The organism is Thalassotalea piscium, from assembly GCF_030295935.1.
In the GTDB taxonomy this organism is placed as follows: Bacteria; Pseudomonadota; Gammaproteobacteria; order Enterobacterales; family Alteromonadaceae; genus Thalassotalea_B; species Thalassotalea_B piscium.
Genome location: NZ_AP027362.1, coordinates 3,477,396 through 3,490,148, shown reverse-complemented (window position 1 = coordinate 3,490,148; position 12,753 = coordinate 3,477,396). Strand labels below are relative to the sequence as shown.

At 39.0% G+C, this 12,753-nt stretch carries 14 protein-coding genes; 13 read left to right on the top strand and 1 reads right to left on the bottom strand.

What is annotated here, in order from left to right; genetic code table 11:
• Nucleotides 1–15 precede the first annotated feature (15 nt).
• From gspD to QUD79_RS15515, 11 genes are read left to right on the top strand one after another with little or no spacing between them, the layout of a single operon-like run.
• On the top strand, nt 16–2,112 hold the full coding sequence (gene gspD / locus QUD79_RS15565) for a type II secretion system secretin GspD (RefSeq protein ID WP_184424257.1): 2,097 nt from the start codon (nt 16–18) through the stop codon (nt 2,110–2,112).
• Nucleotides 2,113–2,114: 2 nt separating this feature from the next.
• The gene (gspE, locus tag QUD79_RS15560) at nt 2,115–3,656 is read left to right on the top strand and encodes a type II secretion system ATPase GspE (RefSeq protein WP_184424258.1); all 1,542 of its coding nucleotides are present in this window, start codon (nt 2,115–2,117) and stop codon (nt 3,654–3,656) included.
• 11 nt (nt 3,657–3,667) lie between these two features.
• Complete coding sequence (gene gspF / locus QUD79_RS15555) at nt 3,668–4,891, top strand: type II secretion system inner membrane protein GspF (protein ID WP_184424259.1); 1,224 nt, start codon at nt 3,668–3,670, stop codon at nt 4,889–4,891.
• Between the two features lies 1 nt (nt 4,892).
• Nucleotides 4,893–5,336 carry a type II secretion system major pseudopilin GspG gene (gene gspG / locus QUD79_RS15550; protein ID WP_184424260.1) on the top strand — a complete coding sequence of 148 codons (444 nt, stop codon included), beginning with the start codon at nt 4,893–4,895 and terminating at the stop codon, nt 5,334–5,336.
• 23 nt (nt 5,337–5,359) lie between these two features.
• Complete coding sequence (gspH, locus tag QUD79_RS15545; RefSeq protein WP_184424261.1) at nt 5,360–5,980, top strand: type II secretion system minor pseudopilin GspH; 621 nt, start codon at nt 5,360–5,362, stop codon at nt 5,978–5,980.
• Nucleotides 5,967–6,383, top strand: coding sequence for a type II secretion system minor pseudopilin GspI (gene gspI / locus QUD79_RS15540; protein WP_246454946.1), 417 nt, complete (start codon nt 5,967–5,969; stop codon nt 6,381–6,383). Before gspH ends, gspI begins: the two co-directional genes overlap by 14 nt.
• Nucleotides 6,383–7,027 carry a type II secretion system minor pseudopilin GspJ gene (gene gspJ / locus QUD79_RS15535; RefSeq protein ID WP_184424262.1) on the top strand — a complete coding sequence of 215 codons (645 nt, stop codon included), beginning with the start codon at nt 6,383–6,385 and terminating at the stop codon, nt 7,025–7,027. The genes gspI and gspJ overlap by 1 nt, the downstream gene beginning before the upstream one ends.
• A complete protein-coding gene (gene gspK, locus QUD79_RS15530; protein ID WP_286289008.1) occupies nt 7,024–8,016 on the top strand; it encodes a type II secretion system minor pseudopilin GspK in 993 nt (330 codons plus the stop codon). Before gspJ ends, gspK begins: the two co-directional genes overlap by 4 nt.
• Before the next feature lies 1 nt (nt 8,017).
• Nucleotides 8,018–9,259 carry a type II secretion system protein GspL gene (gene gspL, locus QUD79_RS15525; RefSeq protein WP_184424263.1) on the top strand — a complete coding sequence of 414 codons (1,242 nt, stop codon included), beginning with the start codon at nt 8,018–8,020 and terminating at the stop codon, nt 9,257–9,259.
• Nucleotides 9,256–9,726 carry a type II secretion system protein M gene (locus QUD79_RS15520; protein ID WP_184424264.1) on the top strand — a complete coding sequence of 157 codons (471 nt, stop codon included), beginning with the start codon at nt 9,256–9,258 and terminating at the stop codon, nt 9,724–9,726. The genes gspL and QUD79_RS15520 overlap by 4 nt, the downstream gene beginning before the upstream one ends.
• A complete protein-coding gene (locus QUD79_RS15515) occupies nt 9,726–10,469 on the top strand; it encodes a type II secretion system protein N (RefSeq protein WP_184424265.1) in 744 nt (247 codons plus the stop codon). The genes QUD79_RS15520 and QUD79_RS15515 overlap by 1 nt, the downstream gene beginning before the upstream one ends.
• Before the next feature lie 14 nt (nt 10,470–10,483).
• Here QUD79_RS15515 and yrfG read toward each other — a convergent pair whose 3' ends face one another.
• Nucleotides 10,484–11,167: a GMP/IMP nucleotidase gene (gene yrfG, locus QUD79_RS15510; RefSeq protein WP_184424266.1), complete on the bottom strand. Its 684-nt coding sequence runs from the start codon at nt 11,165–11,167 to the stop codon at nt 10,484–10,486.
• A 74-nt stretch (nt 11,168–11,241) separates the two neighbouring features.
• Here yrfG and nudE point away from each other — a divergent pair, with 74 nt between their 5' ends.
• Together nudE and cysQ are read left to right on the top strand one after the other, a co-directional pair.
• Nucleotides 11,242–11,793, top strand: a complete 552-nt coding sequence (nudE, locus tag QUD79_RS15505; RefSeq protein ID WP_184424267.1) for an ADP compounds hydrolase NudE — start codon at nt 11,242–11,244, stop codon at nt 11,791–11,793.
• Between the two features lie 3 nt (nt 11,794–11,796).
• Complete coding sequence (gene cysQ / locus QUD79_RS15500) at nt 11,797–12,615, top strand: 3'(2'),5'-bisphosphate nucleotidase CysQ (RefSeq protein WP_184424268.1); 819 nt, start codon at nt 11,797–11,799, stop codon at nt 12,613–12,615.
• Nucleotides 12,616–12,753 lie beyond the last annotated feature (138 nt).

Genomic DNA, 12,753 nt, shown 5'->3' with positions numbered 1-12,753 from the left:
TTTAAGGAATTTTTCATGCGCACACCAGCAACTGCGCCTTGGTATAAAAAATTAGCTTTCATGTTAGCGACTGTAGCGTTAAGTACTAGTGTATTTTTAACCTCGGCATCTGCGGCCCAATATTCTCCCAATTTTAAAGGCACCGACTTAGAAGAGTTTATTAATATTGTCGGTAAAAATTTGAAAAAAACCATGATTGTTGATCCTAACGTTCGCGGTAAAGTTAATGTACGAAGTTATGACTTGTTAACAGAAGAGCAGTACTACCAATTTTTCTTAAATGTATTAGAGGTCTATGGTTTTGCTGCAGTGCAAATGGAAAATAATATTGTAAAAATTGTTCGCAAAAAAGAAGCCAAGTCGTCTTCTATTCCTGTGGTTGGAGAAGAAAATCCAGGAGTTGGCGATGAAATGGTCACACGGGTTGTTGAAGTTAAAAATGTGACGGTAAGAGAGTTAACCCCATTATTACGACAAATATCAGATCAAGCAGGTGGTGGTACAGTAACTAACTATGATCCAGCGAATGTTATAATGATCACTGGTACTGCTGCAGGGGTCAATCGATTAGTTAATATTATTAAGCGAGTAGATAGAGCGGGCGACCAAGATGTTGAAATTATAAAACTGCAATATGCTTCTGCGAGTGAAATGGTGCGTATTATTGAAGCAATGAATCAACCAGGGCAAGGAAAAGGCGTTTCAACACCAACTTTTCTTATTCCTAAAATTGTTGCTGATGACCGCACAAATAGCGTAGTAGTTAGCGGAGAACGCCAAGCAAGAGAAAGAGTGTCATCGTTAGTATCTCGTCTTGACAGTGAACTTGAAACCAACGGCAATACGCGCGTTTATTATCTTAAATATGCCAAAGCCGAAGATTTAGTTAAAGTGCTTGAAGGCGTTAGTGCATCTATTGAAGCTGAAGGTGCTACCGCTAAAAACCAACCAAGAGTCAGTAAAACACGTGATATTAGTATCGACGCGCATGAGTCAACCAACACCCTAGTAATCACAGCTCAACCCGATATGTTACGCTCACTTGAAACCGTTATCCGTCAATTAGATATTCGCCGCGCGCAAGTGCTTGTAGAGGCAATTATTGTTGAAGTATTTGAAGGCGATGGCATTAACTTAGGGGTGCAATTTTATAATGAAAATGGTGGATTTACTCAGTTCAATAATGGACCTGCTTCATTAAGCGCTATTGCTGGTGCTGCCGAAGCTGCCAGAGGAGAAGAAGGTAACACTGTTACAACGATTGATGGTAACGGAAATCCTATCACCACTAAAAATCCAGACACGCGAGGTGACTATAGTTTACTTGCTCAATTACTGGGTACGGTAAATGGAACTATGATTGGACTGATGAAAGGTGACTGGGGAGCTATTGTACAAGCAGTAAGTTCAGACACTAATTCTAATATATTATCAACGCCTAGTATTACTACGCTTGATAATGAAGAAGCTGAGTTTTTAGTCGGTCAAGAAATCCCAATTTTAACAGGATCAACCGCTGGCAGTAATAACGGAAACCCATTTCAAACAGTTGAACGTCAAGAAGTAGGTATTAAATTAAAAGTTACACCAAGAGTTAACGAAGGAACGGGAGTGCAGCTCACTATAGTGCAAGAAGTTTCATCAGTAAGTGGTGCAACGGGTGTCGATATATCAATTAACAAGCGTAAATTAAGTACAACGGTTATGGCTGACAATGGTCAAACAATAGTGCTTGGTGGGCTAATTGACGAAGATGTTCAAGAGAGTCAGCAAAAAGTACCATTTTTGGGTGATATTCCCATTATTGGTCATCTATTTAAATCTACTAGCAATACTAAGCGTAAGCGTAATTTAATGGTGTTTTTAAGGCCGACGATAATTCGAGATGGCAGCTTAATGAATGATATTAGTAAAGAAAAGTATAATTACATACGTGCCCAAGAATTAAATCGAATCGAACATGGTTTATCGTTAATGGATGATAAAAAGTTACCATTATTACCAGAATGGAACGATGAGCTTTCATTGCCGCCATCATTTGATGAATACACCGAGAAGAAGCAAGCTGAGCAAAATAATATCGGTAAACCTCGTCAGGAAAATGAGCAGTAATCATGATTGAATCAGCGCCTACTGAAATAGAAACAGATGAAGCAATTGATCTCGCCGTATTGGAAGAACTCGGTAGCGATGTTGTTTACTTACCGTTCGGCTTTGCTAAACGACATAGCATATTAGTGAAGTGTGTTGATGACCATTATTGTGTGCATTGTTTACAGTCGGTGTCTGTAAGTGCGCTAAGTGAAGTACGTCGTATCGTTAAGCAGCCGATAACTGTGCAGATAGAAACACCTGAGCACTTTGAATTTATGCTAACAGAGGCTTATCAAAGGAATTCGTCGGAAGCACAACAAATGATGGAAAATATTGGTAACGAGGTCGATCTGTACTCGCTTGCTGATGAAATGACAGAAACCGAAGACTTACTTGAAAACGAAGATGACGCGCCGATTATTAAGTTAATTAACGCCATGTTAAGTGAAGCGATCAAAGAAAACGCATCAGACATACACATTGAAACGTTTGAACAAAGCTTACAAATACGTTTTCGAGTAGACGGAGTTTTACGCGAGGTGCTTAGACCAAACCGTAAACTCGCGTCATTGTTAGTTTCTCGTATTAAAGTAATGGCAAAGCTTGATATCGCTGAAAAACGTATTCCGCAAGATGGCAGAATTTCATTACGTATCGCTGGTAGAGCTGTTGATGTTCGTGTATCTACAATGCCTACAGGTCATGGTGAGCGAGTTGTGCTGCGCTTACTCGATAAAAACTCTGCTCGTCTTGATTTACAAGATTTGGGCATGACAGAAAATAACCGCCAAATATTTTCGCAACTAATTGAAAAACCGCATGGCATTATATTAGTTACTGGGCCTACAGGCTCAGGTAAAAGTACCACGTTATATGCTGGTTTAAGTCAAATAGACAATAAAGAGCGCAACGTTTTAACGGTAGAAGATCCGATTGAATTTGCTATTGAAGGTATCGGGCAAACACAAGTAAATACAAAAGTTGATATGACCTTTGCTCGAGGATTAAGAGCAATATTACGACAAGATCCTGATGTGGTAATGGTGGGTGAAATACGAGATTTAGAAACAGCCCAGATAGCGGTACAAGCAAGCTTAACAGGGCATCTGGTTATGTCGACCTTGCATACAAATACAGCCTCTGGTGCAATAACCCGTATGGAAGACATGGGTGTTGAACCTTTTCTGCTGTCATCAAGTTTGCTTGGTGTACTCGCCCAACGACTGGTTCGCACCTTGTGCCCGTATTGTAAAGAAAGTCATTTACCTGATGAAGAAGAGCTGAAAATATTATCATTAACGCGTGATAACAAGCAGCCAATTTACCGAGCAGTTGGTTGTAAGGAGTGCAATCAGAAAGGCTATAAAGGACGGACAGGTATTCATGAGCTGCTATTTGTTGATGATAAAGTAAGAGAGTTAATTCACAACGGTAAAGCAGAGCAAGCAATTGAGCGCTATATTCGTAAAATATGCCCAAGCATTCGTCGGGATGGCTTTGATAAAGTATTAGCTGGTATAACAACACTTGAAGAAGTGTTGCGTGTTACTCGTGAAGACTAAGAGTAATTACTATGGCAGCATTTGATTATCAAGCGGTAGACCAGCGAGGAAAGTATAAAAAAGGTGTAATAGAAGGAGATACGCCAAGGCAAGTTCGATCGCTCTTAAGAGAACAAGGGCTAATCCCAACAGAGGTAACCCCAAGCTTACAAAAGTCTAAACAAAATTCGGCTAGAGCACGTTTTGGTGGTAGAAATAAAATATCTGCAACAGAGCTTGCGTTAATTACTCGCCAATTAGCAACACTTGTTGAATCTGGTTTGCCACTTGAAGAGTCGCTTCTTGCTGTTGCAGAACAGTGTGATAAAAATAGTCTTAAAAGTATGGTTATGGCGGTTCGAACTAAAGTAACAGAAGGGTATGGCTTAGCAGAAAGCATGGCAGAATTCCCCCAAGTCTTTAGTGACTTATTTCGCGCTATGGTTGCCGCAGGGGAAAAGTCAGGCCATTTAGATAAAGTACTCAATCGCTTAGCTGATTATACAGAACAACGTCAGCAACTACGCTCTCAGCTTATTCAAGCACTGGTGTACCCGATAATAATGACGGTAGTTGCCATTGGTGTGATCGTAATATTATTAACGAAAGTGGTGCCACAAATTGTTGGGCAATTTGAGCATATGGGCGCTAATTTACCGCAAAGCACTCAATTTTTAATTGCAGCAAGTGAATTTCTGCAAAATTATGGTTTATATATTGTTCTATTTTTAATTTTACTTAGCATCGCTTTTGGGCGGCTTTTACAAAGACCATCATTTAAATTGGCATATCACCAACGTTTATTATCCTTACCTGGTATCGGAAAAGTAGCTCGGGGTTTGAATACTGCTCGCTTTGCTCGCACATTAAGTATATTAACGGCAAGTGCAGTACCGTTACTTGAAAGTATGCAAATTTCAGGAGAAGTACTCAATAACCTACATATAAAGCGCAAAGTTAAAGAAGCGGCGAGTAAAGTTCGAGAGGGGTCAAGCTTACGTGTTTCATTAGAGCAAACCAAGCTCTTCCCCCCTATGATGCTTCACATGATTGCCAGTGGTGAAAAAAGTGGAAAACTTGAACATATGCTTGGCCGTGCGGCCGATAACCAAGACCGCGAGTTTGAGGCAATAATGAATATATCACTGAAAGCATTAGAGCCAGCAATTATGATCAGTATGGCAGGTGTTGTACTGTTTATTGTAATGGCAATATTGCAGCCGATATTACAGCTAAATACAATGATAGGAAGTTAATATGAAACGTAGTAGAAACAACAGAAAACAAAAAGGCTTTACCTTACTTGAGATTATGGTGGTTATTGTAATTTTAGGCATATTAGCGAGTATGGTTGTACCTAACTTAATGGGCAGCCAAGACCAAGCAAGAGAGCAAAAAGCGGTCATTGACATTGGTGCTTTAGAAACAGCATTGGGCATGTATCGCTCACAAAACTATAGCTACCCAACAACTGAGCAAGGGCTTGAGGCACTTGTAACTGAAACAGATATAGAGCCTTTACCACGACGCTTCCCAGAAGGTGGTTATATAAAACGTTTACCTAAAGATCCATGGGGTAATGATTATCAACTATTAAACCCAGGTGAGCATGGCAAAATGGATGTATTCTCAATGGGTCCCGATGGAGTGAGCGATACCGACGACGATATTGGTAACTGGAACTTAGGCGACTATCAATAAACATTGATAGTAGATGGTTAACTATGACTAGCTACAGCTCGAACCAACTAAAACGTAATGGCTTTACTTTAATTGAAGTGTTAGTTGTGATCGTGGTTGTTGGTTTAATGGCTGCAGCAATACAATTTAGTTTTAACAGCAATAAGTCAGAGTCTGAATTACAGCAAGAAAGTGTACGTTTTGCTGGAATTTTTGATTTAGCTGCCCAATATGGCCTATTAAATAACATTGAGTTGGGTTTAGTGCTCGATAAAAGTAGCTATCACTTTGTTGGTTATAACGGAACTCAGTGGGTAGAATTAGACGATATCGCTGCGCTTGGTCTTTATCAACTTCCCGATCAAATGACATTAACGATAGTGTATGACGATTTAGTGCCAGAAGCATCATCATTAATTAGCCGCGAATTGTTTATACCCGATGACGAGGACGATTTTACCTTAGATAATGAAGAGGAAAAACCCATCATTCCTCAGGTTTATATATTATCTGGTGGTGATATTACTCCGTTTAAATTAACCTTTGGCTGGGAAATAACTAACGGCTTAGATGAAGAAATAACCTATGATGTTATTGGTAAGTACACCACACCGTTAACAGTTCAAGGGCCAGTAATTGACGGGGTTTATTATGAGCCAGAATAAACGCCAACGTCACATGCGCATAATGTTTAACCGTCGATACATTGGTTTTACCCTAATTGAAGTGTTATTAGCCCTGTCGATATTTTCAATTGCGGGCATTGCGTTATTAAGTACGGCTGATACGCATATGAATAATCTCTCAATTTTAGAAAAGAAAACCTATGCCGACTGGATAGCTTCCGATCAGCTTGTAGAAGCGAGCTTAGACACAACTTGGCCACCTAAAGATAACAGAAAGGGGCGAGTTGAATTAGCGGGCCATACTTGGTTTTGGGTTCAAAAGGTGATTAAAACTACTGACAATGATATGCGTGCAATTGTCGTTGAAGTTAAGTTTAATGAAGATGATAAACTAGCACTGACCAGCCTAATGACTTATCTATCAAGAAATGAGTCGCGCTAATGAGATATGCTAGCCAAAAAACTCAAATAGGGTTTACCTTACTAGAAGTACTTGTCTCCGTTGCAATATTTGCACTAATAAGTCTTGCTAGCTTTAGTCTATTTGATGGTGTACTTAAAAGTGAAGCTGTTTCTAAAGCGCAAATGACACGCTTAAACGAAGTACAGCGCGCGTGGATGATAATAGAGCGAGACATATTACAAATTGCTCATCGTAGTATGAGGATTGAAGGTGAAGCTGCAGATAAAAACTTTATTCGAACAAGCTTTGATGGCTATGCTTCTTCTGATAATGCTTTGGCATTTGTTCGATATGGTTGGACAAATCCAGGTTTATTGATACCGCGTAGCGACATGCAGTCGGTGGCTTATCGACTTGACGATAAACAATTACAACGTTTACATTTTAACTTTGTTGATAGTGTGGTTGGCGAAGAACCCAAAATAAGGCCGTTAATATCAGGTGTAGAGCGTATTTCTTTTGAGTTTTATTATCAAAAAAAATGGCAGAAAACCATTGAGGAAGGTCGATTACCTTTGGCAATTAGCATTATATTAGACACAGAAGATTTAGGCGTGCTTACCCGTAAATTTTTAGTTGCTGGTGAGAGTGAAGCTACGCAAACAGAGACGAGAAGACTGTGAAACGTAATGATAATGGAGTAGCTCTCATTACAGTAATGTTATTAGTGGCATTAGCAGCGGTTATAGCAACGCAAATGCTTGCACGCATACAGCTACAGACCCAACGAACGACAAACATTGCTTTTAATCAACAAGCATATTGGTATGCAATGGGCGCAGAAGCATTTGCAAAAAGGGTTTTAACTCGCGCATTTAAAGATGAAGACAAAATCACCCATTTGCAACAAATTTGGGCACAAGGGGAGACGAGCTATCCGGTCGACTTTGGTAATATCACTGGCGAAATTTCAGATCATCAAGCGTGTTTAAATTTAAATGCGTTACAAAATGAGCCAGAGGAAAATACTACAACAGTAAAAAAAAGTGTGGCTAGACAAACATTTGAGAGGTTAATAATATCCTTAGATATTGAAAATATAGGCTCGTCAACTTTTGAAGCAGAACAATTGGCAGACTCCTTAAGTGATTGGTTAGATAGTGATAGTAACCTTTCAAGCGTAGGAGGAGCAGAAGACAGTGATTATTCTGGTAAAGAGCATTCTTATCTCGCCGCTAATGGTCTGTTGTCTAGCGTTAATGAGTTGAGGGTCGTTGAACATTTTACTATTGAGGTTATTCATGCAATTAAACCCTTTGTTTGTGTGATCCCTAACAATAATGAGCATAAAATTAACATTAATACGTTGTCTGAAGAACGCCCAGAATTATTGCAAGCGTTACTTGATATATCATTACTAGATGCAGAGCAATTATTAAGTTCAAGGCAAGAAGAAGGTTTTGAAAGAATTGAAGATTTTTTTAATTCGCCGGAAGCCAGTAAATTAAACATAAAAGAAGAGCTTAAACAGCAGTTTGTTGTTGATAGCGAATACTTTAAACTAAAAGCATCAGCAAATTTTAATAATAGTTACTTTGCAATGACTTCTCTTTTGAAAGTCTCAAAAGATAATACTATTTCAGTAATTAGCCGCATGATAGGACGTGACTAAAATGGCGGAAACTTTATATATTAGATTAGGCAGCGCAGCTAATGACCGAATTCACTGGCTTGTTTATTCTGATACCGAGCATGAGATTATTGCTAGCGGAGAGCTTGCTAGTAAAGAGCAACTTGGACATTTAACAGAAAAATCACAACAGCGAAAGGTGATAGTATTTGTTCCCGGCTGCGATGTTGCTTTTAAGCAATTACATGTACCGGCTAAATCGCAACGCGCAATTAAGCTAGCTGTACCTTATATGTTAGAAGATGAGCTTGCACAAGATGTAGACCATTTGTTTTTTGCCTATGCTAATTTGAAAAATGAGGGTAGTGTTAATAATTGCTTTGTAGCGGTTACTGCAAAAGCACAGATGGAATCATGGCTGTCATGGCTTAGTGAAGCAAATATTCGCTCTAAAGTTATGATCCCCGATGTATTAGCGTTACCGACAATGCCTGATACCTGGCAAGCAATTGTTTTAGGCGAGCAAGTGCTGATTAAGCAAGATACGTGGCAGGCGCAAGTGATCGACTGCGCTGTTTGGCCAATGGTAAGTGAAAACCTAGCTTTGGAACATAAGAGCGATAATTTACCGACCCTTCATCATTACTCACCAATACCAGGCACTAGTGAACGACTAACGCTTGAAAATATGCCTGAAGAGTTACCGCTTGCTTTACTTGCTAAAGGCAGTAATAGCGTTAGTTTTAACTTATTACAAGGCCAATATCAGCTAAAAGAGAAACGTTCGCCAGCGCTAAAAATATGGCAAGCTGCTGCGGCAATAATGGCGGTAGCATTTATGTTAAACCTTGCTTACAAAGGTACACACCTATGGCAGCTAACGAATAAACAGCAAGTTATTGAACAAGAAATAGTTGATGTATATAAACAAGCTTTTCCAAAGACAAAGCGAGTAAGAGTTGCAACGGTAAAGTCACAACTTAAAAGCAAAATGGCAGGAATATCCGGTGGAGATGAATCGGAGAGCTTTTTGGCCATGCTCAGTAAAGTACAGCCTGCTTTTGCCCAAGTGCCACAACTTAAACCTGATTCAATTAAGTTTGATAGCAAACGTAAAGAATTAAGATTACAGGCAACAGCAAGCGGTTATCAGCAATTTGAACAGTTTAAACAACAACTTGAAAAGCAACAGCTCAGTGTTTCTCAGGGAGCGCAAAATAACCAAGGAGAAAAAGTGTCTGGTTCGTTTAGTATTGTAGACAAATCACAAGGTGGTCGCTTATGAAAGCATGGTGGTTAGGCTTAAACACTAGAGAGCAGCGTTTAGTAGGGGCGCTTGGTGGTATTGTTGTTATCTTTTTATTTTATAGCCTTGTATGGCAACCGCTAAATAAAAAAATCATCAACGCTGAGAAGCGGGTTGCGCGCCAACATGAATTATTGGTCTGGGTTAAACAAGAAGTCGCTCGCTATCAAGCAAATGGTGGCAATAGTAAACAACCTCGTAATAATGCAAGTTTATCAAGTATTGTTAATCAAGCTGCTAGTCGAAGTGGCATATCAATTACTCGGATTCAGCCACAAGGTGATGACTTACAAATTTGGATAGATAATATTGCCTTTAATTCGTTATTACAATGGCTTGCTCAGTTATCGGAGAAACACGGATTAACAATTAAGAATATAGATTTAGATGCAACGGATATAGACGGGGAAGTCCGCGTTCGACGCCTACAGTTAGGAAATAATTAATGAAAAAGTGGTTGGCAGCATTGTCTGCGTTTTTAACTGTGTATGTATTTTTTTTGGTTGCATTCATACCCGCAAATTTTGTAATAAACAAGGTGAAATTGCCAGATAATATTCAACTAGGAAATGTATCTGGCAGCATTTGGCAAAGTAAAATAGATACAGTGTTAATTGAAAAAACCTTGATTAACCAAGTGAATATTAATGTTAATTGGCTATCAACTATACTGTTTAACCCCAGCACTGATATAACGTTTGGTGGTTCATTATATCAAGGCCCTGAAGGACACTTTAATGCTAAAGGTTTTATGTCAGATTTAACGATCAGCGACTTATTTGTAAGTGTTGATGCGAATAACCTTGCCCAACAATTACCGTTACCTATTCCAGTCGAAGCTAAAAATACTATCTCAGTGACGATTAACGAATTTGTACTGGGACAACCAGTTTGTCAGCAACTCGTGGGCAACTTACAGTGGTCAAATGCAGCTATAACTGCGCTATCAGAGCAAGTGCCTTTAGGCACCTTAAATGCGATTTTATCATGTGTAAAAGGCAAAGCTGTTGTTACCTTAGACGAAAACAATGACTTAGGTGTAAGTTTTACTGCTCAATTAGATAAAGGTGGTGCTATTTCAGGAAATGGCTATTTAACACCGCATAATAAGTTACCCAAAGCAGTTGAACAGGTGCTACCGTTTTTGGGTAGGCAAGATCAACAAGGCCGTTATCGACTTGCCTTTTAAACTAGTCTTTTAAGTTACGCTTGAGCAGAGACTTTGAAATTTTTTATATCGTTTAATAAGCAATTAAAATCTGTTATCGACGGATAGGTATCAATTTTCTTCGCTGCTTGTTGACTATCTGGGTTAGCAACAGCGAGTAGGTGTTCAATTCCAAAGTTTTTTGCAGAATTCAAAATTGTAATATTATCATCAACAAACAGCGTACTTTCATTGTTGAAACCTTGCTTTTGTTGAAGCCTTTGCCACAACAATTGGGACTCTTTTGTTGCACCAAATTCATGAGTTGAATAGAGCTGATCAAAGTATTGATCTAATTGCGTTCGCTCTACTTTTAGTGAAAGACTATCAGGGTGAGCGTTAGTGACCAAAATAACCTCTCTGCCAGACTGTTTAAGTGCGACTAAAAAATCATGAGCATCATCTCTGAGCCTAATTAAATGCTGCACTTCTCGTTTCAATTGTGTAATGGGTAATTGTGTTTGTTCCGCCCAGTAATCAAGACAGTACCAAGCAATAGTGCCTTCAACACGCTGATAATGACTAACGAGCTTTTCTGTTGCTTGCTCCACACTGATATTTGCTAATTCGCTATAGCGCTTAGGTAAATGTTCAAGCCAAAAGTGATTGTCAAAATGCAAATCTAATATAGTGCCATCCATATCAAGTAAAACAGTTGTGATTTTTGACCAATCAAGCATAGATTTTTCCTAGTAAAACGTCTTATGATAGGGATTATACCAATTTAATTTTGAACAGGTAGTTTAGTTTCATTATGGGAAAATCGACGGGATTACCTCAAATCAGAAAACGTACCACCGTTGCTAGTAGTAAACTCTTTAAGATTGAGCAATTAGAGCTAACTTTCAGTAATGGGGTTGAACGGATTTATGAGCGAATGGAGGGCTCAGGCAGGGGTTCAGTAATGATAGTGCCTATGATTGATGAAGATACTATCTTATTAGTGAGAGAATACTGTGCTGGCACGCATCGATACGAATTGGGTTTTCCAAAAGGATTAATAGATCCTGGCGAGGCAGCAGAGCATGCGGCTGATAGAGAGCTAAAAGAAGAAATTGGTTACGGAACCAATTCGTTACAACTTTTAAAAACAGTTGCAATGGCACCCGCTTTTTTTTCAGGTAATATGAACATCTATTTAGCAAAAGAGTTATACAGTGAACAGCTTGAAGGTGACGAACCTGAACCATTGGAAGTTGTGCCATGGAAAATAGATAATTACTTAGCTTTATTAGCACAAGATGACTTTAATGAAGCTCGCAGCATTACGGCATTAATGTTGATGCTTGACCAATTAAGGGGATAGTGGGTGGACTTAACTCAATTATTAGACATTGCATTAAAAACAAGTAAAAAAGCCGGTCTTGAAGTGTCTCAGCATTATCTTAGTGGTAATTATACCTCTGAAATTAATGAGGATAACAGCCCTGTAACTAGTGCAGATATTGCTGCTAATGATATAATCATGGCTGAGCTGAAAAGAGTTACCCCTGATATTCCAGTTATTTCAGAAGAAATAGGCCCTTTACCGTTAAACCAACGAAAACATTGGCAGCGTTATTGGTTGTTAGATCCTATCGATGGTACGGGTGAGTTTATAAAAGGTAGCGGTGACTTTGCGGTAAACATTGCATTAATAGAAAATGGTCACCCAGTTATTGGTGTTATTCATGCCCCTGATCATCAGCTCACCTATTATGCACAAAGAGGTAAAGGAGCATTTAAAGAAGGTAGCCAAGGTAGACATCAAATTAATGTGGCTCCTTATGATGGGCAGCGAAAAATTAAGGTAGCGATAAGCCGACGTCAAGAGTTAAGTATAATGACACAATATCTTGATAAGTCGTTTGATTTCGAATACATTGCTTTAGGTAGTTGCTCTCTAAAAAACTGCCTAATTGCAGAAGGTGGGGCTGATTGCTATTTACGCATTGGCCCTACAGGAGAGTGGGATACAGGTGCAAGCCAGTGTATATTAGAACAAGCAGGGGGCACTATTGTAGATAGTGAGTTTCTCCCGTTGTCATATAATGAACGCGAGAGTGTATTAAACCCAGATTTTGTTTCATTAGGTACAAGCGATATTCCATGGCAACGTGTAATAATTCCACACAAAGCTAGGCGCTAACCCTTCTAAATCACTTTAGTTCGGTGATTATAGCTTTTAAACATGTTTTTACGCTATGTAATCTGGTTGCAGGTTATGTAGTTTTATATTGATAATTATTTAGATAGTTATACCAGCTTCATTTAATTAAGTGTTCGA

Excerpts from the sequence above, each read along its gene's own strand:
- gspD (WP_184424257.1), top strand. The coding sequence starts at position 16 with ATGCGCACACCAGCAACTGCGCCTTGGTATAAAAAATTAGCTTTCATG.
- gspE (WP_184424258.1), top strand. The coding sequence starts at position 2,115 with ATGATTGAATCAGCGCCTACTGAAATAGAAACAGATGAAGCAATTGAT.
- gspF (WP_184424259.1), top strand. The coding sequence starts at position 3,668 with ATGGCAGCATTTGATTATCAAGCGGTAGACCAGCGAGGAAAGTATAAA.
- gspG (WP_184424260.1), top strand. The coding sequence starts at position 4,893 with ATGAAACGTAGTAGAAACAACAGAAAACAAAAAGGCTTTACCTTACTT.
- gspH (WP_184424261.1), top strand. The coding sequence starts at position 5,360 with ATGACTAGCTACAGCTCGAACCAACTAAAACGTAATGGCTTTACTTTA.
- gspI (WP_246454946.1), top strand. The coding sequence starts at position 5,967 with ATGAGCCAGAATAAACGCCAACGTCACATGCGCATAATGTTTAACCGT.
- gspJ (WP_184424262.1), top strand. The coding sequence starts at position 6,383 with ATGAGATATGCTAGCCAAAAAACTCAAATAGGGTTTACCTTACTAGAA.
- gspL (WP_184424263.1), top strand. The coding sequence starts at position 8,018 with ATGGCGGAAACTTTATATATTAGATTAGGCAGCGCAGCTAATGACCGA.
- QUD79_RS15520 (WP_184424264.1), top strand. The coding sequence starts at position 9,256 with ATGAAAGCATGGTGGTTAGGCTTAAACACTAGAGAGCAGCGTTTAGTA.
- QUD79_RS15515 (WP_184424265.1), top strand. The coding sequence starts at position 9,726 with ATGAAAAAGTGGTTGGCAGCATTGTCTGCGTTTTTAACTGTGTATGTA.
- yrfG (WP_184424266.1), bottom strand. The coding sequence starts at position 11,167 with ATGCTTGATTGGTCAAAAATCACAACTGTTTTACTTGATATGGATGGC.
- nudE (WP_184424267.1), top strand. The coding sequence starts at position 11,242 with ATGGGAAAATCGACGGGATTACCTCAAATCAGAAAACGTACCACCGTT.